At 45.3% G+C, this 24,824-nt stretch carries 15 protein-coding genes; 6 read left to right on the top strand and 9 right to left on the bottom strand.

The annotated features are described in order from the left end of the window. Position 1: 1 nt before the first annotated feature. From CWO27_RS03760 to CWO27_RS03750, 3 genes are all read left to right on the top strand, one after another. The gene (locus CWO27_RS03760; RefSeq protein ID WP_102431371.1) at positions 2 to 976 is read left to right on the top strand and encodes a ParB/RepB/Spo0J family partition protein; all 975 of its coding nucleotides are present in this window, start codon (positions 2 to 4) and stop codon (positions 974 to 976) included. A gap of 93 nt (positions 977 to 1,069) precedes the next feature. Continuing rightward, positions 1,070 to 3,163 (top strand): GNAT family N-acetyltransferase, encoded by a 2,094-nt coding sequence (locus tag CWO27_RS03755; RefSeq protein WP_107898570.1) that lies wholly within the window; start codon positions 1,070 to 1,072, stop codon positions 3,161 to 3,163. Positions 3,164 to 3,581: 418 nt separating this feature from the next. Next, complete coding sequence (locus tag CWO27_RS03750) at positions 3,582 to 5,252, top strand: DUF342 domain-containing protein (RefSeq protein WP_107898569.1); 1,671 nt, start codon at positions 3,582 to 3,584, stop codon at positions 5,250 to 5,252. A 150-nt stretch (positions 5,253 to 5,402) separates the two neighbouring features. Here the strand turns inward: CWO27_RS03750 and CWO27_RS03745 are convergent, their stop codons facing one another. The 6 genes from CWO27_RS03745 to CWO27_RS03720 form a co-directional block, all read right to left on the bottom strand. Continuing rightward, on the bottom strand, positions 5,403 to 7,517 hold the full coding sequence (locus CWO27_RS03745; protein WP_102480788.1) for a type I secretion system permease/ATPase: 2,115 nt from the start codon (positions 7,515 to 7,517) through the stop codon (positions 5,403 to 5,405). An 18-nt stretch (positions 7,518 to 7,535) separates the two neighbouring features. Then, positions 7,536 to 9,446 (bottom strand): bifunctional diguanylate cyclase/phosphodiesterase, encoded by a 1,911-nt coding sequence (locus CWO27_RS03740; RefSeq protein WP_107898568.1) that lies wholly within the window; start codon positions 9,444 to 9,446, stop codon positions 7,536 to 7,538. A 5-nt stretch (positions 9,447 to 9,451) separates the two neighbouring features. Beyond that, the gene (locus CWO27_RS03735) at positions 9,452 to 10,120 is read right to left on the bottom strand and encodes a transglutaminase-like cysteine peptidase (RefSeq protein ID WP_107898567.1); all 669 of its coding nucleotides are present in this window, start codon (positions 10,118 to 10,120) and stop codon (positions 9,452 to 9,454) included. 59 nt (positions 10,121 to 10,179) lie between these two features. Beyond that, entirely contained in the window at positions 10,180 to 11,571 is a 1,392-nt protein-coding gene (locus CWO27_RS03730) for an HlyD family type I secretion periplasmic adaptor subunit (protein ID WP_048660519.1), read from the bottom strand. A gap of 112 nt (positions 11,572 to 11,683) precedes the next feature. After that, the gene (locus CWO27_RS03725; RefSeq protein WP_102431366.1) at positions 11,684 to 12,979 is read right to left on the bottom strand and encodes a sigma-54-dependent transcriptional regulator; all 1,296 of its coding nucleotides are present in this window, start codon (positions 12,977 to 12,979) and stop codon (positions 11,684 to 11,686) included. A gap of 84 nt (positions 12,980 to 13,063) precedes the next feature. Further along, complete coding sequence (locus tag CWO27_RS03720) at positions 13,064 to 14,986, bottom strand: sensor histidine kinase (RefSeq protein WP_107898566.1); 1,923 nt, start codon at positions 14,984 to 14,986, stop codon at positions 13,064 to 13,066. A gap of 167 nt (positions 14,987 to 15,153) precedes the next feature. Here CWO27_RS03720 and pdxH point away from each other — a divergent pair, with 167 nt between their 5' ends. Then, positions 15,154 to 15,789 carry a pyridoxamine 5'-phosphate oxidase gene (pdxH, locus tag CWO27_RS03715; protein WP_017061203.1) on the top strand — a complete coding sequence of 212 codons (636 nt, stop codon included), beginning with the start codon at positions 15,154 to 15,156 and terminating at the stop codon, positions 15,787 to 15,789. Positions 15,790 to 15,885: 96 nt separating this feature from the next. Here pdxH and CWO27_RS03710 read toward each other — a convergent pair whose 3' ends face one another. From CWO27_RS03710 to CWO27_RS03700, 3 genes are all read right to left on the bottom strand, one after another. Then, complete coding sequence (locus tag CWO27_RS03710) at positions 15,886 to 16,620, bottom strand: helix-turn-helix transcriptional regulator (RefSeq protein ID WP_048664436.1); 735 nt, start codon at positions 16,618 to 16,620, stop codon at positions 15,886 to 15,888. Positions 16,621 to 17,043: 423 nt separating this feature from the next. Then, positions 17,044 to 18,873, bottom strand: coding sequence for a formylglycine-generating enzyme family protein (locus CWO27_RS03705; RefSeq protein WP_107898565.1), 1,830 nt, complete (start codon positions 18,871 to 18,873; stop codon positions 17,044 to 17,046). Positions 18,874 to 19,096: 223 nt separating this feature from the next. Next, the gene (locus CWO27_RS03700) at positions 19,097 to 20,200 is read right to left on the bottom strand and encodes a PEGA domain-containing protein (RefSeq protein WP_055319250.1); all 1,104 of its coding nucleotides are present in this window, start codon (positions 20,198 to 20,200) and stop codon (positions 19,097 to 19,099) included. Between the two features lie 478 nt (positions 20,201 to 20,678). Here CWO27_RS03700 and CWO27_RS03695 point away from each other — a divergent pair, with 478 nt between their 5' ends. Then, positions 20,679 to 21,503, top strand: a complete 825-nt coding sequence (locus tag CWO27_RS03695; protein ID WP_048660513.1) for an AraC family transcriptional regulator — start codon at positions 20,679 to 20,681, stop codon at positions 21,501 to 21,503. Positions 21,504 to 21,685: 182 nt separating this feature from the next. Then, positions 21,686 to 24,823 (top strand): bifunctional proline dehydrogenase/L-glutamate gamma-semialdehyde dehydrogenase PutA, encoded by a 3,138-nt coding sequence (gene putA / locus CWO27_RS03690; RefSeq protein WP_107898564.1) that lies wholly within the window; start codon positions 21,686 to 21,688, stop codon positions 24,821 to 24,823. Position 24,824: the final 1 nt, after the last annotated feature.

The raw sequence follows: 24,824 nt of genomic DNA, 5'->3' as shown, positions 1-24,824 counted from the left end.
AATGGCAATTAAAACATCTGACTTAAATGCAAAGCTATTTGGTAAAGCAAACAAACGTCGCGTAGCAACGCCTCAAGAAGCGCAAACTGCTGCCAAAGAACAGGCTCAAGTGATTGAACTTTCAGTTGCGGGCGAAGAGTTGGTTTCATTTGAATTGGTTCGTATTCCGGCAGCCGATGTCGCAACTCGAACGGTTGTTTTTGAAGAGAATGCTCGTGAGCAATCTTTCTTAAACGAGCACGCGCTTTCTGATGTTCTTACTACATTAAAAGAACGTGGTCAGCAATACCCAGCGGTTGGTCGTAAGAACAAAGACGGTAAGATTGAAGTTCTTGATGGTAGCCGTCGTCGTATGTCATGTATTTTGGCTGACAAAGAGTTCCTAATCTATGTTGCCGAAAACATTAACGGCGACCATGCTAAGTTCTTATCTGATGTTGCAAACGCTCATAAACCGCTTTCTCTTTACGAGAAGGGTAAAGAGATGCAAGCGAAGCTGGATAAAGGCGAAGCTGAAGACCAAAAAGCACTGGCGAAAATGTTCCAGTGTAGTGAAGCTTTGGTGAGTGGTGCATTGAAAGCGGCCGCTTTACCACTTGAATTGCTACAAGCTTACCCAAATGTGAGCGACCTTGGTCGTCCAACTATTGTTAAACTGCACAAGCAGTTTGGTGGATTGACGAGTGAACAACAGCAAACATTGCTGACTAAGTGTGATGCTTCTGAAGGTTTTGTTTGGCAGCGTAGTGAAGCTCAAGGCGTAACTCGTCTAACCAAAGACGTGACAGAAACTTTGGAAGGTTGGATTCTTGAATTGGCACCCGCGCCAGCAAAGAAAGCCTCTCCAAAAGTTGAGCTCATTAAAGGCCGTGCTTCATACAGCCGCAAAGGTTCAAACTTAGCGTTGAACCTTAAGAAAGTTGATGATGCGACAATGGAAGAGATCCTTGCTTTCGTACAATCGAAGCTCGACTAAGTCGACGACTTTTCATTCCTACTCTAAAGCCGCTTTATGCGGCTTTTTATTTGGCTGTGATAAACTGTGTTTAGATGAATCTGGACGCTAACTATGACAAACCCAACCAACTCTTTTCTGCATACACTTTCTAATATTGCTCAACATAACGATCACCGTTACGGTGTGGTCTTTGAAGGTGATTTTGATTGGCAAAACTCTGCTGTTTTTACCTTCCTTCAAGACTCATGCACTCCGAGCATCTTCCAGATTGGCGGTACGCCATTTGAAGGTGTAATTCATGTTCCAGTAAAAAAAGGCCAACAACTGCTTGGTCGTGAGTGCCAAGTTCTTGTTTGTGATTTTAGAGAACAGTTTGATGCGAATGGTTTTAGTGCCGCGCTCGGTTCGTTAGTCGGTGGTGGACTGTTGTTGGTGTTGCCGCCAAAAATTGATGGCTCTGAAGATAGCGAGAGCTTTGGTCAACGTTGGTTAAAACTCCATTTCGACAAACTGATCTCTGTTTCACAGCACAATGAAGCAGAGGGGGTTACTCAAGCGACTAACGCTCTTCCTAAGAAGCAAAGCGTTAAAAATGGTTTGGACAAATTCGAACAGCAAAAAATGGCCGTCGAGTTAGTTAAGAAAGTCGTCACAGGACATCGAAAACGCCCACTTATTTTAACTGCAGACCGAGGGCGAGGTAAAAGCTCAACTTTGGGTATTGCAGCTGCGGAGCTTTTGGCAGAGCGACAGGGCTTAAATATTATTGTTACCGCTCCGTCTGTGAAAGCGATTGAGCCGGTATTTTCTCATGCGTTACAGGGACTCGATACGTGTGAAGCAATTAACGCGACTCACATTGGTTATCAAGGTGGAAGTTTAAGGTTTGTCCCACCAGATGAATTACTTAAATCTAAGCCTGATTGCGATCTGTTATTGGTTGACGAAGCGGCTGCAATTCCAATCCCAATGCTTAAATCCATGGTCGATATCTATCACCGTATGGTTTTTTCAACCACGGTACACGGTTACGAGGGTAGTGGACGAGGGTTTGGTATTAAGTTCGAATCTTGGCTTTCTGAGCATCGTCCGGGGTGGAAAGGCTTTAAGCTCGAACAACCGATTCGTTGGAATAACAACGATCCACTAGAAGCTTGGTTGTTTGATTGCTTCCTGCTTGGTAACGACGTATCGCTAAGTGACTCCGCAGTTCATGAGTTAGATAGCTTTTCTGCTGAAGAAAGCAACCAGTTAAACTTGGTCGAGTTGTCAAAAGCAGAATGCTTGGCTAATCCTGAGCAGCTACAGCAATGTTTTTCTCTTCTCGTTGATGCGCATTATCAGACGTCGCCGAACGACTTAATGCAGTTCTTAAATAATCCAGCTATCCATTTATATGCTGCTTGGCAGAAAGATGAATGTCTTGGTTGTATGTTGGTGACGGAGGAGGGCGGTTTAGATAAAGAGTTGACCACTCAGGTTCAACTTGGAAAGCGCAGGCCTCAAGGTCACCTGGCTCCTGTTTTACTCGCAAACCAACTTGGCTGTACTCAGGCTGCGACTAGTCGTTGCCTTCGAGTTATGCGCATCGCAGTTTCAACTCACCATCAAGGTTCGGGAATTGGGCGTTGGATGCTGAAGCTGCTATCACAGCAAATCAGCCAAGCAGATTACCTGGCGACAAGCTTCGGTGCGACCAGTGATTTGATTTCTTTCTGGCGTGATAGTGAATTTGTGCCTGTTCATATTGGCCACCAGCGAGACCAGGCAAGTGGGTGTCATTCTGTTTTGATGGTTAAGGCACTTAACTCAAGCTCTCAAAGCTGGATTAACCAAGTTCAAAATCACTTCGAGCGTAGCTACTGTTTTCTTGTTTCTGGTTCTTTAGTTTCACTTGAAACGGATATTGTGCGCGCACTGCTGCCAAAGAGTGTACAAACCGTGACTGAGTTTGAAACTCAATTAGTTAGAAATCACGTAAACGGTGGCAATAGTTATGATACGATTGGCTTCAGCGTATTGAATTTGATTCTGCTCAGTAACGATCGAGAAGCCAGTGTTTCTGACTTACTTATCGCAAAGGTCGTTCAACAGAAAGAGTGGGAGATTTGTGTCGAGCAGTTTAATCTTGTTGGTCGTAAACAAGCAGAGAGTCAGTTTCGCAAAGATGTCGGTGTTTTGTTAGCAAATTTACAGTGTAAATAGACAGGTCATCATTTTAATAAACTTACCGCTACGAATTAGATTTACAGTGTAAATTAGAATCTTGGATTTACACTGTAAACTGGAACACAATAACGAAATCAGGTTTTACCCGGATTTCCGGTTTTAGCCTTTCTGTTTTATCTCTCCATTACAGCCTCTAATCTTTTATACCTACTGGTCTTTACTATTTGGCCCAACCTCGTATCAACATTCAATCGCACGAAATATCTTGGAAAATTCACTAATGTATTTGTAAAGGTGAAGCCGATCATAAAATGTGTCAGTCTTATTTATGAGTCATGTTTGCAGAGTCGAAAGTAAGTGATGTGACGCTGATTATTCTAATAATGTGATTCTAAGCGCAGAACGAATTATATAGACTGAATAACAACTGAGTCATTAGGGATACTCAATTCGAATGTGGGATAACATCGTTACATTGTCGGAAGATAAGCAACAAGTGATGGCGTGTCTGCCAACTGGGTTTGTGGTCGACGCAAGCTTTGATAATAAGACGCTGCCAGCAACCTTCGAAGCTTTGAACGCATCAAACTATTTTATTTTCGAAGAAGAGGTTTTGCGTTTTGTCACTCTTGCTAAAGAAGGTAAGGGGGAAGCTTATGAAGGAATCTTGATTGCAGAAGTTCGAAATGCCAATGTTACGGTCGAATTATCTGATGATGAGATGCTCGCAAGTCTTGTGGTAACGGGGCCATATAATGGACATGCGCTGCGTGGTAGCGACATTATTCATTGTTTAGCTCAAGCCCACATAACAAAAGGAATTAATAAGTTAGCGCTCAGAAAAGCATTAATGATGAGTAACAAGCTTAAGCCGGGCGAAAAGTTTACTCAGCCAGTCGCCAAGGGGACACAACCCGTAAAGGGTAAAGACGCAAAATTTGCCGCTTTGGTTGAAGATATTACTCGCCAAGTTTTGAAGCCTCGCAATAAAGACGAAGGCAAGATCGATATGCGAGATTTGGGACAAACCATTACCGTTGGTCAAAATGATCACTTAATGAAACGTACCCCCGCAACCAAAGGCATTGCAGGCTTTACCGTCCAAGGTCGAGTTATCCCACCGCTTCCTGGACAAGACAGTTTAATCAAGCCTGGAAAAGGTACCTACATCTCCCCTGAAGATCCCAATCTACTACTCGCCTCACACCCTGGATTGCCCATCATTAAAGATCGAACCATCGAAGTGGATGACGCCTTATGTGTCAGCAACGTCGATGTCTCAACTGGGCACGTTAAATTCAAAGGCAATGTCTTTGTCTCTGGCAACATCGAGCCGGGGATGATCGTCAAGGCGACCGGAAGTGTCACGGTGGGTGGTTTTATTGAATCAGCCGAAGTTCAAGCTCAGGGAGATATCAAAGTCGCGAAAGGTATTATCGGCCACACCACCAAAGAGGGTGAGCCAAAAAGTTGTAAGGTATTCAGTAAAGGTTCCATTACTGCAAGCTACGCACAGAATGCCGAGCTACAAACCGCCGGTGACCTTCGACTTGGTGTGCACAGTATGAGTAATGACATTCGCTGTGGTAACAATCTTATCGTGATGGACAGTTTGAAAAAGCATGGCACGCTCAGTGGTGGCGAAGCCAAAGTCGGTGGAAAGATAGAATGTGTGTTCTTAGGTGTTGAGGGAGACACCGCAACCAAGGTACATGGTTTTGCACGCTACGATGGCTACCGACAAAAGATAGCCGAGCTGAAGGAAACTTATAAACACACTCAAGAGCAAACCATGGGTGTGATCCGCCAAGAGTTAGAATTTAAGAAGCGCCCGAAAGCTGAGAGAAGCGAAGAGCAAGCCCTAGAAATTGAGCAGCAACGTGAGAAGAACAACCTCGCCATTGAAAATACTAAGTCGCAGTTGGATACCCTCGAAGCGGAATTTGAAACCAACCTTGCCGAATGCACCATAGAGGCTCATGAAAAAGTGTATACCCGAGTGACGATCCAGTTTGGTGATGAGACGGTCACTACTAAGCGAACGCATGGTGGCAGTGTATTCTCGTTCAATCAATACGAGATTCAATGTTCATTTAAGATGGAACAAGAAGATATCTCATTGTGATTGAAAGACTCTCAATCTGAATGATTCTGACTAGATCGGTTCGAACCGTTTTCTATATATTCGAATAAAAAAAAGGGGGGGAGCTGATGCTCCCCCCTTTGCTTGTCACTGATATTGATTTAGTTAGATTCTTTAAGTCACATGAGCGCTTTAACTTGCAGCTCTTACCTTACCTTGCTTCAAGTCTGACAGAACTTGCGCTTTTGGCCCGTCAGCAATAATGCAGCCTTTCTCCATTACGATCACTCTGTCGACAATGTCCAACATCGATGTTTTGTGTGTAATCAGAATTAACGTCTCACTTGGTAGCAATTGGTTAAGCTGGTGCTTGATGTGCATTTCTGAACGGTTATCCATCGCACTGGTCGGTTCGTCCATCAATAGCACTGGAGGACGGCCTAGGAAGGCTCTAGCAATGGCAATTGACTGACGTTGACCACCAGACAGCAAACCACCGCCTTCGCCCACTTGGCGTTCTAAGCCTGCTGGATCTTGCTGAGTAAAAGCGGTAACACCTGCACGGTTCGCAGCATCCATTACATCACGGTCATCGACCAATGGACGACCTAAGGTAATGTTGTCTCTTACTGAGCCATAGAATAGGTTACTGTCTTGCGGTACACAGCCTATATTGCGTCGTACGTCGACATGATGCAGTTGCTCCATGTCGGTGTCATCAATGCGAACATGGCCTTCTGTGGGCTTATACAGGCCCATAATCAGGCGCTCTAGAGTCGTTTTACCTGAACCAATTCGGCCAATGATCGCCACCTTTTCACCAGGTTTAATATGCAGTGTTAAGTCTCTGATAGAAGCGACTGGCGAGTCAGGGTAGTGGAACGTCACTTTGTCTAACGCGATATGACCTTGGATAATCGGGCGATGAATGTAGCGTTTGCCTTCTTCTTGTTCATCAGGCATCGACATGACTTGCTCAATCAGAGTCATCGACGATTTCGCTTGGTTATAACGTGTAGAAAGCAAAGACAGTTGAACAAGAGGACCAATCGCACGGCCACTCAGCATGGTCGCAGCAATCAAGCCACCCATAGTCAGTTCACCTTCAGCAATGAGATACACACCAAAAATGATCATACCTACGTTAGTACTTTGCTGAACAAAGCCGGCGGTGTTTTGGATGCTGTCTGTGATGCGTCGGCTTTTGATATTCCAATTTGCCATGTGCGCAACCGCTTCTTCCCAACGGAATTGGAACTGACTCTGCGCGCTGAAGAGCTTAACCGTCTCTAACCCAGCCAAACTTTCAATCAAGTTCGCGTACTTCTGAGAAGCAAGACGAGAGCCCTCTTCAATAGTACGACGCAGTGGACCTTGGATTAACAGTGCATAGATGATCAGAATAACCACGCCGACAACAGGAACAAATACAAGGTTTCCGGCCATTAACCAAATCAACGCCAAGAACATCAGCGCGAATGGTAAGTCGATTAACGAGCCGATGGTTGCTGAGGTAAAGAACTCACGGATTGATTCGAACTCTTGCAAGTTTTTGGCAAAAGCACCGACAGAAGCAGGCTTTGCTTCCATACGAATCCCTAATACCTTACTAAACAGCTTGGAAGAAATGAGGATGTCGGATTTCTTACCGGCAACGTCAATGAAGTAGCTTCGCATCAATTTGAGCAGCAAATCGAATAGGAACACGACAAAGATACCACTCGCTAGCACCCACAAAGTTTCAAAGGCAAGGTTGGGAACGACTTTGTCATACACCAAGCGTGTGAACATTGGCGCGGCTATCGCGAAGATATTGATCAGAATGGAGGCTATCAACACATCTCGGTAGATGTTTTTTGATTCCCAAATGGTACTCCAAAACCAATGCCCTTTACGTGTTTTTAGAACCTCTGGTGAACGTTCATCATAGCGAAACTGTTTCTTTACCAAGAAGTAGCGGCCGATGAATTGTTCTTTCAGTTCTTCGACAGGAATGATGATTGGCACCATTCCGCTTTCCGCTGTAATGATTTCCGCTTCTTGCTTTTCTAAATCAATGCTGTTGAGAACGCACGCCTCACCTTGTTTAAGTAGTAAAACCGCAGGCAGAATCAGGTGAGGTATCTTTTCCAAGTCGGAACGGTTTTCTTTCGCCACCAATCCTGCTCGCTCTGCAGAACGAGGGAATAGGAAAGGGGTTAGCTTTCCGTCTGATAATGGTAGCCCATTGATCAACGCTTCAGGCGAGTTAGCTAACCCGTAATATCGGCTAACGTAGATCAGTGAGTTCAATAGTGGATCTTGCATGTGATATAACCCTTACAACTATTTATCAACAATGAAGCCTTGGAACACTTCTACGTAGTTATCAGACAAGATATCTAGCTGAGTCTGAGTTTCTATTCGAGACGCGATGGTGGTGACGCCTAGGTTGTGAGCGGTTCTAGAGATCGACGTTAAGGTGAACTTTTGTTTTTCGTCATCCAGGTTATGTGTGAACAGGTAATCTAGCTTCACATAGCTTGGACGGTATTCGTTGATGTAATCCAGAGATTGGAAGTTACGTCCGTAGTTATCGACACCAAACACCGCTTCAGCGTTGCGAATGGTGTTACACAATAGTGCCGTGTAGTGCGGAACGTTGATGAAGCAGTTTTCTGGAATCTCAAAGTGCAACAGGTGAGCGATTGAACTATTTTGTTCAAGCGTCTTACCGATCCAGCGGATGAAGCTTGGTTGAGAAATACTGCTTGGCGAAATATTGATAGCAACAGGGCTTGTTACTTCTTTCGCATTCAGTTTTTCAATCATCTTCTCGATAACGTATTGGTCGAGAATGTGGCTCATTTCAAGCTGTTCTAGTGCGTACAAGTACTGGTTAGCACCGTAACGCACGCCATCTTTTTCAATCGCAGAGAATACTTCTTGGTGATACGTTTTACCAAAGGCATTATTTGCAGCCTGAAGACGGAAGGTAATGAGGTCGTTGATGATCGCTTCTTCAACCAACATACGCCATTGTTGTTTACCCATCACAGCGCCGTGATCGTCTGCGGTTACGTAACCGTAAGCAAGCTCTCGGTTCGCCTTGGCACTTGAGAGTGCGTTATCAACCAACGACATGATTTCGGTACTGTTTTTTCGGGTGTTGCTGTATGTCACACCTAATGCGATGTGTGGATTCGCCGTACCTGTAGGGTCTGAACCTAGGTTTTGAATGCAATTTACGATGCTGCCCGCGACAAGTTTAAGTTCGCTTTCGTCAATGTTCGGCATAATGAAGCCAAACTCGTCACTAGAAATACGGGCGATGGTGATATCTGGTGATGAAATTGAAGCCTGTAGCTGTTCAGCCAGTTGATGAACCAAGGCATCACCCTCTTGGTAGCCTTTTTCGTCGTACTCTTCACTAATAAATTCGGCTTTTAGTACCGCTAAACCACCTAAGCTAGACTCTTCTAACCACTGGGTTAACTGAGACATGTAGTAAGCGCGGTTACCTAACTGAGATACAGGGTCGATATACGCTCTTTCACGCAGCTTTTGAGCTTCTTTCGCTTGGTTTTTAAATGCCAGTTCAACTTGAGTCGACATGTGGTTGATACCGTCGACAACCAAGGTTAGATCTTTTGTCTTTGGACGAGCTAGAGGTTCGCCAAACTGGTTCTTGGCGATCTGATCCATCTTAGTAATGATCAACGAGAGCGGGCGTAAAGCGCGTTTAAGGATCCAAGAGATAGACACTAAACCGAGCAAGAAGATCGTGCCAAAGATGCTTAATAAGCGGATGAATGCTTGCCAAAGTTGATCGTAGGCAGGGCCTGGATGACTTACGATCTCTACTTCTGCCAGTTGCATCCAGCCACTGGTGATCACGCGGCGGTCATGAACAGGCTCGAACAGGTTTAGGTTGGTAAACCACTCCGGTACGCCAGTTGGCTTTACAGGGTATGAGCGGAGAATGTCATCACCGCTGTCGAGAAAGATCAATCGAACGACGGAATAAGAACTGCCATCAAACAGAGCGTTGATTACAGACTCCACTGCCACCTTGTCTTTTTCTTCTAGGTAAGGGGCGAGAGCCAGTCCAACAGTATTAATGGTATTACTTACCTCAGAGCGTTGCTGCTCCTCTAAGTATCCACGGGTGGTATTGAATTCGATCATAAAAACTGACGTCATCAGCAGTATGAACACTGCAACCATCCCGACCACAAGCTGTTTATATAAAGTCATTGTACCTACTCATCGTAATTGATAATGGGTTTGTTTAATTTTAGAGAGCGCTCACGAGAACGTAAGTCGTTCCATAAGCTCAATCTTGAAGATTTCCCTGCTAATTTACCGCTGCCCGCTGCCGATTTTATCAGCCAAAGATTTTTACCGTTGAAACTGTAAATCGGTCGTAGATCTGGGCGTTTGGAACCGCGTTTAATTTCAGGGTTTAAGTTGTCCAAAATTAGTGGCTCTGCACTCGGTGTTGAGTAGTACGCCAACACCATATGGAATTGGTTTAACTCCAGTGCTTTTACGTACACTAATCGCAATTTCTTATCTGGGACGCCCAGTTCAAGCAAAGAGAAGTATTTTGCGATAGTGAAATCTTCACAGTCACCAGCATTGCTGCCTAAAAACTCCAGTGGTGTTGCCCAATAGTCGTTTTTTCCCCACAGTATGTTGTCATCGACAAAGTACATCTGGTTGAAGAATTGGTTCACTGACCTGAGCTTCTCTTTTTCACTTAATCTGTCGTATGACGTCATGTTTGAACGCCACGTTGCCACTCGCTTTCCGGCTCTATCGCCGTAGGTTTTGGTCACCGCATCTATCCACCTTTGGTCGCTCTTGTTGAGCGCCACAGAGGTAAAAGAGGTAAGAACTAGCAGCAATAGCGAAATCCGAGACTTCATAGCCTCTGCTCTTGTCTATTTACTGCGTACTGAAAGGCGTTATCAAACATCCAACGTCCTTACTCTTTTAGTGCATTGTTTTGAGCACTTAATAGTGGCTTCAACATGTACTCAAGCACGGTTCTTTTGCCTGTGATGATATCGACTGAGGCGGTCATGCCCGGAATGATTGGCAACTCTTCGTTCTGTCCAAAATTGTGTTTTTCGGTGCGCACACGCACGATGTAGAAGCTGTTGCCTTCTTCATCTTGAGTGGTATCGGCACTGATGTGCTCTAGCACGCCTTCTAGACCGCCGTATTTAGTGAAGTCATAGGCACTGAATTTAACGATGGCAGTCAATTCTGGGCGTAGGAAAGCGATATCTTGCGGGGCGATTTTCGCTTCAACCAAGAGAGAGTCTTCTGTCGGTACAATCTCAACGATGTCCATACCCGGTTGGATAACACCACCGACAGTATTAATGCCCAATGTTTTAACGGTGCCAGTTACAGGAGAAACCACCACAGTACGGTTTACTCGGTCTTCAAGGCCAACAGCCGATTCGGTCATTGCAGAGAGCTTATCTTGCGCTTGATTGAGCTTTTCTTGTTGTTCGGAGCGGAAGTTCAGTGCGGCATCAATACGGCTGAGCATGGATTCTTTGATTGCTGAGCGTAGCAGAGGGATTTTTAGCTCGCTTGAGGTCATTTCTCGGCGAGTGTCGTTCACTTGTCTTTGCAGTTTAAGTAATTCAATTCGTGGTACCACACCTTCATCGGCGAGGGGTTTGGTGATATCCAGTTCTTGGCGAGCAAACTGGTAACTCTGTTTTAGGTTGCGAACCCGCGCCTTAATCTCAACTAGGTCTTGCTGTTTCTGTTCAACTTGTTGATCAAAAACAGAAAGTTGGTTTTTTAGGTTATTCAGATCTTGACGATATTCGGCTTTTTGGCGATTAACCAGTTTAGGCTGAAGCTCGTAGAACTTGGGTGGAAAGGCGAGTTTACCGTAATCAAGCAACACGCTTTTTTTCCACTCTTCAACAGAGAACTCTTCGTTAATGACGACACTGGTTAATGAAGCGGATAGCATCAACACGTTGGCGGTTAAGTTCGCCACTTGTTGTTCACGTTCGCGGAAGTCCGAACGGAATCGAGTGTCATCGATCAACAGTAGCTGCTGACCTTTCTGAACACGTTGACCTTCTTTAACTAAGATCTCTTTAACTAAGCCACCTTCAAGGTTTTGCACCACTTGGATTTGAGAGGAAGGGATCACTTTGCCTTGGCCAACGGTAACTTTGTCGATCTCTGCCCAAGCAGACCACCCAATAGCAGCAATAAAAAACAGAACGATCACCCACAGCATAATACGCGCACTGGTGGGCGTATTGAGGAGTAGTGCCGCTGTTTTATCGTCGACATACTCAAGCTCGGTCTCGTTCAATTTGCTGAAATTTTTCTGACTCATAACAGTCCTTGTTCGCTAAATAAAAGTGCAAGCCTATTGAGTGTATTCTTACTTCTTATAAATGTTAAGATTTTGTTCCTTTAAATCTTTGAATTTATATATTTTTTAAGACTTATCGGTTCTTGAAATCGGTTTTATCGAGCTGATGCTTTCTTAGTTTGTCATACAGTGTTTTTCGCGACACCTGAAGCTCTTGTTGTACTTCTTTTAAACGACCTTGATGGCGATGTAGTGCCTCAATCAAGATAATTTGTTCAAAGCTATCGGTACGTTGGTTTAACGACTGTTGTTGTTCCTCAATGCTGACGTCGAGCTCGTTATCGTCATTTTGCTCACTAATATCGCTGTCGAGCGACGGCTGCTTAATTTGAGTCAAGACTCTGAGTTCGGCATGCTGGCGAAGCTGGCGAATGTTCTCCACCCAATGCGTTGCAATGAGTCGTTGAATCTCTTTTTCTGTAATAACGGGCGGCGGCAACTGATAGCGACTTGCTGCACCGCGAGCAAAGTGTTTGAACAAAGACCCAATATCTTCCGTTCTTTGCGCCAAGGGTAGTAAATTAAATTGGCGCAGTTCACCTGTAATTGTAGTAGGAACTATTTTGGTTGCGATAATGATACAAGTTGCATTGGTCTTGCATGAGTTTTCACGAAGTAGAGTGGGTTTTAGATTCGCTAACCACAGCCATTGATCCTGAGTTAATGATTCTGTCTCATGGATATAGATCGTTCCACCTTGATGCTTCAAGAACAGTTGCAAAACAAACTGATGAAATGTCGCTTCGTCACTGCGTGGCAAATTAAACGCAGCAACAGGGCAAAGCTCCGCAGTTTGATGACTGTGTAAATCATGAGTGTATTGTGCTGTGACCCTTTTCCCCGTTCCTAAATCACCAACAAACAATAGAAGTGGGTTGGTTTTGGTGTCTAAGGTGATCAGTTCTCGGCGTAATGTCTGCATTGATGGCGATTGACCAATCAGTTTTGGACCCACCTGATTTTGCATCGCCAACTCTTTACGCAATAGGTTGTTTTCTTCAACCAGTGCGAGCTTATCTGCGGCTTTTCTTACTGCTGTGAGGAGGGCATCGACCACAAACGGCTTTTCCAGAAAATCATAAGCCCCGGCTTTCATCGCAGATACCGCGGTTTGCACGTCACCATGCCCGGTAAGTACAATGACCTGAAAATGAGGATTTTGGCTCAGTAATTTTTGCGTTAATTGAATGCCATCCATCACCGGCATGTGAATATCGGTAATGACAATCCCGGCTTGCGTGGTATTTATCTTCTTTAGAGCCTCAATAGCATTAGGAAAGCAGACGATATCGATGCCTTCAATCAGCATGGCTTGTTCTACGGAGTCTCGGATAGCGGGTTCATCGTCGACAAAATAGAGTTTGGGCATAGAGTGCAAAGCCGAGTCCTTAGCTGTATGTGAGATTAGCAATAATGTGAAATTCGTTTTCTCGTTAACAATACCAATTCTGCGTCAGTTGTTAACTTTGTATAACGGGATATTAAGCGAGAATACCATGCCTGACGGCTCCAACTGGGCTGCACTGATCGAGCCGTGATACGCTTCAATAATCCGTTTAGATATAGAGAGTCCAAGCCCTAAACCTTCAGGCTTAGTGGTGAAAAACGGGTCAAAAAGTTGTTCAAGCTTGTCGGCAGACATACCAATTCCGTTATCCCAAATGATCACCTGACACATGTCTTCATGCAGTTGCCATTCAACGCCTATCTGTGGAATAGCCTGTTGGGCTGCTGTTTGTTGAACTGTTGTTTGTTGGAGCAAGGTTTGTTGATCTATGGCTTGCTGCTGAAGAGCTTGAGTCGCGTTGTGAATCAGATTCACCAGCACTTGTTCGAGCTCGGTCGGATGAATCGCGATATTAATGTCATCTGGTACCGTGCTTAACCTGAGCGTGATGCCTTGCTTGATCATCAGTGCGCTGAGAATACTGGTGGCATTGTTGACCGCTTGATGCAGGTTGGCTACATGATGCTCTTGTTTGGTGACCTTGCGAGTAAAGACTTTGAGTCGCGCGATGATGTCGGTAATGGTGTTGTTTAGGCCAATCATTTTCTCAAGATTACTTTTCACCAAATCGGTTCGTTCCATTTCAAGCAGTTTTAAGCTGTTCTCGCTGTAGGTTCTGAGTGCTGCAAGTGGTTGGTTGATTTCATGATTAATGCTGGCTGACAGCTCACCAAGTACCGCTAATTTCGCAGTTTGTGTCAGCTCTTTTTCTGTCTGCTTTAACTTCAACTGCGACTCTTGGTATTGAAAGATGGTTTGTTGCAGCTGTTGATTGGATTGCTTCAAGTAGTGAGTCCGTTTATCAACGGTTTGCTCTAAGTTTTGGTTGAGTCGGGTCAACGCCACTTTCGCTACGTAGGTTTGGCGCCATGACCAAGCAATAAGCATCACCAAGCTGTAAATCACGACGAAGATGACATCGATCTGCAGTACTTTTATAAGCTCAGCCCGGGTCTCTTTTAGTGCGACCACTTGGTACTGATTGTTACTGACGGCAGCTGGGTAAAGATTAAAAGTACCAAGCTTGAATAACTGGTTGGCCGTGAGCTCTTTTTGGATTTGGTTGGATTGAAGGTTGTTAGATCGATTAGCGTTAGCTTCTGGTTGAGAGCTTGAAGAGCGAAATACTTCGATGATCGAAATTTCGCTTTGACCGTATTGGCGTTGAAGTGAGATATCCGTTTGTTGTTGCTGCGTTAGTGGCAACAATGAATGGTAAAGCCACGGAGTTTGGCTTGATAGAAATACCACTTGGTTAGAGTCGAGTACCACAATCTCAAATTCGTCGCTGGTTAGGATGTTTTCGAGGTTCTCTAAGCTCACTTTTACGGTGATAACACCAACAATGTCATTCTCAACATACAGCGGTGAAGATAGAAAGTAACCGCGTACATTCGAGCGGGCACCCAGTGCGACGTAGTGTGTGTTGTTACCTTGAATGGCAGAAGCAAAGTAGGGGCGAAACGAGAAGTTCTCACCCACAAAGGTGCGAGGCTTTTGATAATTACTGGAAGCGACCACAGTACCACTTGGGTCATGGATATATATAGTGTCGGCCTGGCTTTGATTTGACCATTCAAACAGCAATTGATTGAGCTGAGCAGCGGAAATCTTGTCTGTTTGCGGTGATGAGTCAAAATAAGAAAGCAAGCGCGGGTCATGACTGAGTAAGTTCGGGATCTGTTTGAATTTGTCCAATTCAGAATCAATTTGTAGGTTGGCTTTATTGGCCGCTTCATTGAGTTGCTTAGTGACGATTTTTTCTTGGAACTGTACTGCCATAAAGTGGGTTGCGGTCAGCCCTGCTGCTCCCAGTAACAACGAGAATAAAACAAAAGGAGTCATTAGGTTAGGCAGTATTTTGGTCACTTGGATCTCTGCTTGTCATCGGTTTGTATAAAGATTATCAATATGATGGATAGAGTACCGAGATCTTGTTAACACCGAACAGCTTCTGTGAAACAAAACCATGGCTGAGACTTGTGTTTCAAAGGATTACAGCGCAAAATCACAAAAAAATTGAAAGGAGCAACCAAATGGAACTGACAGATATTCGTCGCGAATACGCTAAGGGTGGATTGAGACGTAAAGACTTGGCCGCAGACCCGATTGAGCAATTCAATCTATGGCTAGAGCAAGCCATTGAAGCGAAGTTGACGGACCCTACTGCCATGACAGTTGCTACGGTTGATGAAAATGGTCAGCCATTCCAACGAATTGTTCTGCTGAAGAATGTTGATAAAGACGGGTTCGTTTTTTACACCAACTTGGGTAGCCGTAAAGCGCACCAGCTTGAGCACAACAGCAAAATCAGTTTGCACTTCCCTTGGCATCCACTTGAGCGACAGGTTCATATTACGGGCACGGCTGAAAAGCTGACGGCTATGGAAAATATGAAGTACTTCTCGTCACGTCCAAAAGAGAGCCAATTGGCCGCGATTGCAAGTAAGCAGAGTAGCCGCATCTCAGCTCGTGGGATTTTAGAAGGTAAGTATCTAGAGCTTAAACAGAAGTTTGCTAAAGGAGAGATCCCAGTGCCTTCTTTCTGGGGGGGCTTCCGAGTTCGTGTCGATAGCATTGAGTTCTGGCAAGGTGGTGAACACCGCTTGCACGACCGTTTCTTGTTCTCTCGCCAAGACAACAGCTGGGATATTGATCGCCTAGCGCCTTAGGCTGCTTGATCGCTTAGCTGTTAACAGATCCAAAAATGCCGTTGATGAGACTTATCAACGGCATTTTTTTGTCTGCATTTTCAGTTGAACAGTAAATCAGTCACTGTGCAGAACAACGGAGATCTGTTTTTTGAGCAGAGTTTCTGGGATCACTGAGCCTAATCCTGAGTCCAATGCATACTCTATTAACTGGCTTTTACTACGTGCATCAAACTTCTGTTTCAATCTAGCGACATGACCTTCGACCGTTTTGATTGAAATGTTTAACGTCGACGCGATGTACTGTGGTTTCTTGCCGAAAAGCAGTAAGAACAGCACTTCTGATTCTCTCGAAGTCAGCCGCTTTTGCAGTTTAGACACGCGCGGCTCTGACCCCGCAAGCGATGCCTGATTGCCTTTTGTTCCTGTTGCCTGACAAACCCAATGACCGACCTCTAAGATCGCGGTATCGGTAAGCTCTTGGCCATAGAAGATGGTGCCTTGGACGTTGTCGTCGTCATCAAGCCAAGGGGTTTTAGTAAAGATATGGGCGTGCCAGCGTCCGTCTGGATAAGGGTGAATATCGAGGATCTTAAGGGTACTGCGTGTATCCATCACATGTTTGTCTTGAGCTCTGAAATCTTGTGCGCACTCAGTGGTTTGACTGGGCATGTCGAAGTCAGTCAAGCCAGTACAAGTCTCGCCCTGTTTTAAGCCGATCAATTGGTTGTAAGCAAGGTTGGCGTACACGAAGACCGAGTCAGTATCTTTGCAGCCCCAGCAGCCTGGAAGTTGCTCGAATAAAGAACGATGTATGGAGTTGAGTGGATCTGGCAATGTTTTATCTCGCAATCAGAGGTATCACAATAATATCAGTTTCTTATAGTGCTGCAATGGCCATTTGAGTTTGAACTCTACACGAGAAGTAAAGGGTGAATATCAGTTGAACGGACTGCTGACTAACTGTGTCAATCTCGGAGAATCGATGGGCATAAAGGGTAATAAACAGGCAAAAAAAAGCCAGCCTGAAGAGGGGCTGGCCAAAGACAAGATATGCCTTGTCGACATGTAGAAGATTTTCAGTTTAATTTACGAGGGTCAGGTAAATTAAACTGAGGCATCAATTTGATACCCAGAGTGACTTACTACTCTATCGACGAATCTACTCCTAGGAGTGCTTATGCATAAGGGGGGAATTCCCCTATAAATGCTCCTCAATGTGATAATTGAGAACCTAGAGTAAATATTTGAGATTTTGCTCCTGTGATTGGGAGCCTATAGATCTCGTACTACTCGGAATCCTAGATAGTTAGCTGCGGTTGAAGGTGGTACGTACAGTTCGTTATACACTTTCGCTTCTTCAGGAGAGAAGCTCCACGCGCCACCTTTCGCTAAGCCTTTCTGAGTGGTTGTCCATTCCCATACGTTACCCACCATGTCGTAGAAGCCTGTTGGCGTTGGCAGGAATGACTTAACTGGAGATGTGCTAACGTTTGACCAAGGTGTACCCGCCCAGCCTGTATTGGCTTTGCCAGAGCGGAATTCGTTGCCCCACCAGAAGTTGGTGTCTTGGCCTGCTCTTGCTGCTGCTTCCCACTCTTGTGGCGTTGGCAAACGGTAAGTAAAGCCTGTGTTTTTAGATAACCAACGAGTATAAGCTTTGGCATCATTTTGGCTAACACAAACGACCGGCGAGTTATCTGCTTGCTTAAAGCCTGGGTTCTGCCAGTCATTGTCTGAAACGGTTGTGATCTCTGCATTGACGAACGTATCGCAGGTGTTCATCAGTTCTGCGTCTGTCTGGTAGCCTGTGCTTTCAACGAATGCTTTAAAATCTTGAACACGAGTCGGAGTTGCGGCTAATGCAAATGGCTGTTTGATGGTCACTTGCTTGGCATTGTTTTCACCCAGCAGGTAGCGACCAGATCCAACCACAATCATTTCAGGGCTCTGAATGTCGTTACCCATAGGGTCGGCAAACTTAGTGCCGACATTCAATGAATTCTGTTTGGCTTGTAGTACGGCTCTTAGGTTGTGATCGCGGGCTATCTTCAGCTCTTGATGGAAAGAAAGGTAGCCTTCTTTTTCGATCGTGACCATGTGCTGGCCTGTTGGCAACATCACTTCAACCGGTGTGCTGCCATAGTTCACGCCGTTGATAGAAACATTGTCGTTGTATTGATTGGAACGCACCACCAAGTTAACCCAAGCGACTTCTTTTTGCTGGTCGTTGGCTTGTTGCTCGCTTTGCGTGAAACAGTTTGATGATTGAATACCAAGCAGACGACAAGGTGTGTTCTTATCTGGGCGTGTTTCTAGGTTCGCCGCAATCACCGCTCGGTAACGGTTATCTTCAGAGAAGCCAGAGGATTTCACTTTGTGTTGCAGAACGTGAATATTCAGCGAAGCAGACGCAAGGTGCTCTTTCACTGTGTTCGATTCAGTCGCGTTATCTACCAGACTATGTTGGAACTGTTTTACCGCTTTTTGCAGTGCCAAGGTCACCGTTTGGTCTGAACATTGCGCCAGTGTCATATCGCTGCTGCAACGGTTAGTAAAGCTCACGGTTTGCTCTTCCGTCTGAGTGATCTCGTTTCTTAGTCGTTCTGCTCTTGCTCTTAGCTTGTCTTGATTTAGGGTTGCGATTGAAGCTTCTGCCGTCGCTTTCTCGACTTGAATAGCCTCAAGTTCCATCACCAAGCCTTGTTGCTTCTGCTCAGAGTCTGAAATCGCAAGCTTGCCTTCTTTTACTGTTTTCCACGCGTCTTGGAATAGGCTTTGAGCTGGCGAGATGTCGAAATCGGGCTCATCAATCATGCGCGTATAATCTTGCTCTAGGCTGGCTTTCGCTTTTGCGAGTGTTTGCTCAGCTTGAGCTGATAACTTGGTTAGACGTGCCGTTTGTTGCGCTTGATTGTCGACTTTATTTTGTTTGTCAGCCAGTTTCTTCTCAACAGCCGTTAAGTCGGCATGCTTTTCGAATAGTGAGCTTTCAATATCGGTGACAGAAGGCGCGATCGCTGGTGGTGTTGCTTCTGCGAAAACAGCAGGAGTCATTAGGCAGGGAGCAAGTGCAAATAGTAGAGTAGGAAGACCTTGGCGCATGATGGGCTACTTCAATCGTAATTTAGGTTAATCGAATATTCTAAACGAGAACGCCATTTCGTCTGCAGCTACTGTTTATAACGACTATACAAGGTTATAACGATCATACAGTTTATAACTATCAACAAAATGGCGAGTGTTCATTCAGCTTTGTGAAATAGGCACGGCTATCTGATATAGAGCTAAGCGTTTATATCGGGTTAGCTCTATGTAGAAAGGGTGTTTAGCTTTCTTTGCTAGGAAGAAGCTTAACCCAAATAGTGTCGCTGCCGTTGATGGTAACTGTGCGGTTGTAAGACTCGTAACCTTGTTTTGAAATGGTTACTTGGTGACGACCGCTTGGTAGCGCAACCTCAAGAGGCGTGCTGCCGTACTTAATGCCGTTGATGGTTACTGAGTCGTTGTACTGATCAGAACGTACCGTCACGTTAGCCCACTGTTTGTCACTCTTCTTAACGACCGCAGCGTCACTGCCTGTTAAGCAGTAGCGAGTCGAAACATTCAATAGGTTACATGCTGCAACTGCTTCAGGTTTTGCTTGAAGCTGAGCTTGCATCTGCATGAAGTAAGAGTTGTTACCAGAGAAACCACTCTTGATTGCTTGGCTGTCTTGAACATGGATGTTCAGTTGAACACCTTGCAAGTTTTGCTTCGCTAGTGTGCTTTCTGTGAGCTGCTCAAGTAATTGGCTCTTGAACGTTTGCACGGCTTTCTGATTGGTCAGGTGTTTACCCTGTGCAGTACACTCACCCAGTGTCATTGTTGATGAACATGTGGTGGTGTAACTGGTTTCAAGAACCGCACTTTCACGCAATTCTGTCGCGATACGTTTTACACGAGCTTCAACTTTTGACTCTCTCAAGTTTGCTAGCTCATTATTCAGGCGAGCTTGCTTTTGCTTGATTTGAGAAAGGTGAATTTCGCTCTCGTTCATCGCTTGTTCGTTATCGAGCTGAGCCGATTGATTCTCTTTAACCGCAGCCCAAGCGTCTTGGTAACTTTTCTGGAAAGAGACCAAATCCGTTTCTGGATCTTCAAGCAAGCGACTGTACTGTTTGTCGAGTACAGACTTGGCTCTGTTGCGTTTTGCCTTAAGTTCTTCACCTTCGCGTAACAACTTGCTGTTCTTGTTTTGAAGTTGTTTTAGGTTTTCAGTCGCCGATACTTTGGTTGCTGAAATACGCTCAATATCTGAGTTTTTCTCTGTTAGCTTTGCATCGATAGCTGAAACGGGATCGACTTGATTCAGTTCTTCAGCTGATACCGATGCAGATACCCAAAGAGGGGATAGCGCAAGTAAAAGCGCTGAAATTCGAAAGTTAGTCATAGGTCCCTGCAACTTGTAGATTGAAATTGGCTCGTTAATAAAGTGTCTACTTCCTAGTTGTGAGTCACTAGTTATTAGCAATTAACACAGTACCCGTCTTTATACCGTTTTATTGCTATCCAATCTACTCAAAAGCCAAGTTTCGGTACTTCGGATACACTTTTTACAGGTTTATAGCCAATTATTTGAGCTATATAAGAAAATTTATTCATTATGTTAGAGCGGTGAAGCATTTATTGATGACATGGTTTTTCGTGCTTGCATGCTTGTGAAGCCCCTAAACTTGCCGGAACGATTGGTTTTACAATGGCCGTAGTTTATACACTCTTGATCATCTTTCCGGAGGCATGATCAAGACGATCGCGGTGATGATCTTTTGTTTGAGGTCAGGAAATGACTCTCATGATCATTTACAAATTCATCTTGTGCAGATTTCAGAGTATTATTCTTACTATGTTGACCTGAGTACTTTGCTGTCATGCCAAAACCTTTACCCTTTCCAAACCTAGATTTGTCTCCGCTAGGCCTTACTGGCCCTCGTCCCGCAGAGATCATTACCTTGCCTTCGCATATGGATTGTCATGATCACCATTATTCTCAGGTGGTGATTGGTCTAAAAGGTCAGGCGGAATTTGAAGTCAGCGGTAAGGGTAATCTTGTAGGCCCCGGGCAAGGATGTGTGGTGACAGCAAGCTCTGATCATGCTTTCGGTGGCGTGGTCGGTCAGTCGGATATTCTGGTACTTAACATGCCTGTGCCGAGTGACGACGACCCTCTGATGCTAGAGAAGATTAACCAGCTAGAGTCATCAAACGTCTACTTCCAATTAGACGCGCAAATTCAAAAACTTATCCATATGTTGGTACAAGAGATGCAGGCAAGCCCTGATGATCTGCTATTAAGCCGTGCCTGTAATGATACGGTGATCGCATTGATGCAAAGACACATCTCGGCGTTTGAAACCTCAATCAAAGATTCGCGTTTCGACCTTGAAGCTCTGGATCGTTACATCGAGCAACACCTCGCGAATAAGATCTCAGTCGCGCAGCTTGCAGGCAGCGTGTTTTTGGGCGAAAGCCAATTCCACATGCTATTCAAAGAGCAAATGGGCATTACTCCTCACCAGTATGTATTAGGTAAGCGTATCGACCGCTCTCGCCGCTTGATCGAACAAGGTAATCTGAGTCTTGGTCAGGTTGCAGAATTGGCTGGTTTCTCCGGTCAATCTTCCTTTACTCACACCTTTTCACGCCTTCAAGGCATGTCACCATCCCAATACAAAAAGAAAATTTCTGTTAAATAGTGAAACAAAACGGCATATTATTTTAAAGTTTCATATGTGACGTTGTGTTTGTTTTGTTAATAAAGCGAGTTTTTAGCAAAAAACTCGGAGTTTTTGACAAGTAATCCTTATATACTCTAAATACACTGCAGCCATTGTAGAGATCCCCGGGCTAATTCCGGGTGTGAGATTAAGGAAAACGCATGTTTACAGCTACTGATGTGTTAAAGCCAGAATTCAACGAGCAGCCGCTTGCTGATCTATGGTCGCTTATCTCACCATTATATATGGTGGATGAAACCCAATGGCTAGAGCAACTTCTGCCACTAGCTACCCCTTCTGAGTCTGAAAAGCAGCAAATCACAGAGAAAACGACATCATTGATCGAGGCTATCCGTGCGGATAAGACTTCTATCCAGATGATCGATGCACTGCTGCTTGAATACAGCTTAGATACTCAAGAGGGCATCTTGCTGATGTGTCTGGCGGAAGCCTTGATGCGTATTCCTGATTCAGCAACAGCTGATGCACTGATTCGCGACAAACTGAGCGTTGCGGACTGGAAGTCTCACCTTAAGAATTCTGATTCGGTGTTTGTGAACGCATCCACTTGGGGCCTAATGTTAACGGGCAAGGTGGTTGGACTTTCATCTAAAGAGCAGAGTGCAGGTCAAGCGGTTAACCGTTTAGTGAACAAGCTTTCTGAGCCTGTGATTCGTAAAGCGATGCACCAAGCGATGAAGGTGATGGGTCACCAATTCGTTCTTGGTCGCAGCATTGCTGAAGCGCAAAAGAACGGTAAGTCTATGCGTGACAAAGGTTTTACCTACTCATACGACATGCTAGGTGAAGCGGCACTGACTACAGCTGACGCAAACAAATACTTCAAAGATTACCTAATGGCGATTGAAGCTGTAGGTCGAGACACGTATGTCTCTTCAAAATCGAGCCCTGCGCCATCGGTATCTATCAAGCTTTCTGCGCTTCACCCACGTTATGAAGTGGCGAACGAAGACCGCGTACTGACTGAACTTTGCGACACGCTAGAGCAGCTATTGCGCCGTGCAGTAGAGCTCGATGTTGCAATTACGATTGATGCGGAAGAAGCGGATCGCCTAGAGCTTTCTCTTAAATTATTCGAAAAACTGTACCGCACTGATCTTGTAAAAGGTTGGGGTAAATTTGGTCTGGTTATTCAAGCTTACTCAAAGCGTGCACTTCCGGTTCTAGTATGGCTAAACCGCCTAGCGAAAGAGCAGGGTGATTTGATCCCGCTTCGCTTAGTTAAAGGTGCTTACTGGGACAGCGAAATCAAATGGTCGCAACAAGCTGGCTTTACTGATTACCCAGTTTACACACGTAAAGAAGCGACAGACGTAGCTTACCTTGCATGTGCGCGTTACCTATTGAGCCCAAGCGTTCGTGGCAATATCTTCCCGCAGTTTGCGAGCCACAATGCTCATACGGTTTCTGCTATTGCCGTGATGACCGACCATAAAGACTTTGAATTCCAACGCTTACACGGCATGGGTGATTCTCTGTACAACCATGCGATGGAAGCTTACCAACAGTCGGTACGTATCTACGCACCGGTTGGCAGCCATAAAGATCTACTGCCATATCTAGTACGTCGCTTGCTAGAAAACGGCGCAAACAGCTCGTTTGTCCACCGTCTAGTTGATGCGCGTTGCCCTGTGGCAGAGCTGACTCAACATCCTGTCGATATGCTTCTTGCATTCGATACACTGCACAACACTAAGATTCCATTGCCACCGGCGGTATTCCCAGAGCGTAAGAACTCTTACGGTGTGAACATTGATATTGAAAGTGAAGCGCATCAGTTTGAAGAGCAAGTAAAAGGCTTCTTAAACAACCAATGGACTGCGGGCCCTGTGATCAACGGTGAATCTCTTGCCGAAAGCATGATCAAAGCTGATCAGAACGTTGAGCAAGTGACTGCACCTTATGATCGTCGTATTAATGTGGGGCAGGTGGCTTTCGCTAACCTTGATCATGTTTCCGCAGCGATCACTGGCGCAGACGCAGTATTCGCTGATTGGAACGCAACATCGGTTGAAACCAAAGCGGCGGCACTTGATAAGCTGGCTGACCTGATGGAAGACAACCTCGCTGAGCTGGTGGCAATTTGTCATCAAGAAGCGGGTAAGACAATTCACGATAGTATTGATGAAGTACGTGAAGCCGTCGACTTCTGTCGTTACTACGCAAAACAAGCTGACAATCTACAAGGTTTCGAACTAAAAGGTTTTGATGGCCAAACACGAATCGCTTCTCGACAAGGTCGTGGTGTGTTCGTCTGTATCAGCCCTTGGAACTTCCCTCTAGCGATCTTCCTTGGCCAAATTACAGCAGCACTAGTGGCGGGTAATACGGTTGTGGCTAAGCCTGCCGAGCAAACAAGCCTGATTGCTGCTCGTGCGGTTGAACTGATGAATGAAGCGGGCTTCCCTGCTGGCACCATTCAGCTACTGCCGGGTCGCGGTGCTGAGATCGGCAGTGCACTAACAAGCCATGATGCGATTGCGGGCGTTGCCTTTACGGGTTCTACGCCAACAGCACAGCGTATCAATGTGTCATTAGCCACTCGTAACGCTAAGCCAGTTCCGTTTATTGCGGAAACAGGCGGCCAGAACGCGATGATCGTCGACAGTACTGCACTGCCTGAACAGGTAGTTCGTGATGTGATTCGTTCAGCATTCGCTTCAGCAGGTCAACGTTGTTCTGCACTACGTGTGCTTTACATCCAAGAAGACATTGCAGACCGTGTGGTTGGATTGATTCACGGTGCAATGGACGAGCTGAGTGTTGGCATTCCACACCTTCATAAAACCGATGTTGGCCCTGTTATCGACCAAAACGCGAAACAGAAGCTAATGGCGCACTTAGAAAACATGACCAATACCCAGAAGAAGGTAGCTCAGCTTTCTCTAGGTACGGATTGTGAACATGGTGATTTTGTTCCACCGAGTGCTTTTGAGGTTGATGACATCAGCTGCTTGAAAGAAGAACAGTTTGGCCCAGTGCTACACATTGTTCGCTTCAAAGCGAGTGAGCTAGCGCAAGTGGTAGACCAAATTAACCAAACGGGCTTTGGCTTAACCATGGGTATCCACAGCCGTAACGAGACAACTTACCGTTGGATCGAAAAACACGTTCGTGTGGGTAACTGCTACATCAACCGTGACCAAGTGGGCGCCGTTGTTGGTGTTCAACCATTTGGTGGTCAAGGCTTGTCAGGTACTGGCCCTAAAGCGGGTGGTCCTCACTACCTATACCGCTTTACTGATGTTCATTTCTCTCAATCACAAGACAAGGCATAAG

This window comes from Vibrio sp. 10N.286.51.C3 (assembly GCF_003050065.1).
In the GTDB taxonomy this organism is placed as follows: domain Bacteria; phylum Pseudomonadota; class Gammaproteobacteria; order Enterobacterales; family Vibrionaceae; genus Vibrio; species Vibrio crassostreae.
Note: the sequence above shows the minus strand (reverse complement) of the source record. Positions and strands in the feature narration are given on the sequence as shown.

Excerpts from the sequence above, each read along its gene's own strand:
- CWO27_RS03760 (WP_102431371.1), top strand. The coding sequence starts at position 2 with ATGGCAATTAAAACATCTGACTTAAATGCAAAGCTATTTGGTAAAGCA.
- CWO27_RS03755 (WP_107898570.1), top strand. The coding sequence starts at position 1,070 with ATGACAAACCCAACCAACTCTTTTCTGCATACACTTTCTAATATTGCT.
- CWO27_RS03750 (WP_107898569.1), top strand. The coding sequence starts at position 3,582 with ATGTGGGATAACATCGTTACATTGTCGGAAGATAAGCAACAAGTGATG.
- CWO27_RS03745 (WP_102480788.1), bottom strand. The coding sequence starts at position 7,517 with ATGCAAGATCCACTATTGAACTCACTGATCTACGTTAGCCGATATTAC.
- CWO27_RS03740 (WP_107898568.1), bottom strand. The coding sequence starts at position 9,446 with ATGACTTTATATAAACAGCTTGTGGTCGGGATGGTTGCAGTGTTCATA.
- CWO27_RS03735 (WP_107898567.1), bottom strand. The coding sequence starts at position 10,120 with ATGAAGTCTCGGATTTCGCTATTGCTGCTAGTTCTTACCTCTTTTACC.
- CWO27_RS03730 (WP_048660519.1), bottom strand. The coding sequence starts at position 11,571 with ATGAGTCAGAAAAATTTCAGCAAATTGAACGAGACCGAGCTTGAGTAT.
- CWO27_RS03725 (WP_102431366.1), bottom strand. The coding sequence starts at position 12,979 with ATGCCCAAACTCTATTTTGTCGACGATGAACCCGCTATCCGAGACTCC.
- pdxH (WP_017061203.1), top strand. The coding sequence starts at position 15,154 with ATGGAACTGACAGATATTCGTCGCGAATACGCTAAGGGTGGATTGAGA.
- CWO27_RS03705 (WP_107898565.1), bottom strand. The coding sequence starts at position 18,873 with ATGCGCCAAGGTCTTCCTACTCTACTATTTGCACTTGCTCCCTGCCTA.
- CWO27_RS03700 (WP_055319250.1), bottom strand. The coding sequence starts at position 20,200 with ATGACTAACTTTCGAATTTCAGCGCTTTTACTTGCGCTATCCCCTCTT.
- CWO27_RS03695 (WP_048660513.1), top strand. The coding sequence starts at position 20,679 with ATGCCAAAACCTTTACCCTTTCCAAACCTAGATTTGTCTCCGCTAGGC.
- putA (WP_107898564.1), top strand. The coding sequence starts at position 21,686 with ATGTTTACAGCTACTGATGTGTTAAAGCCAGAATTCAACGAGCAGCCG.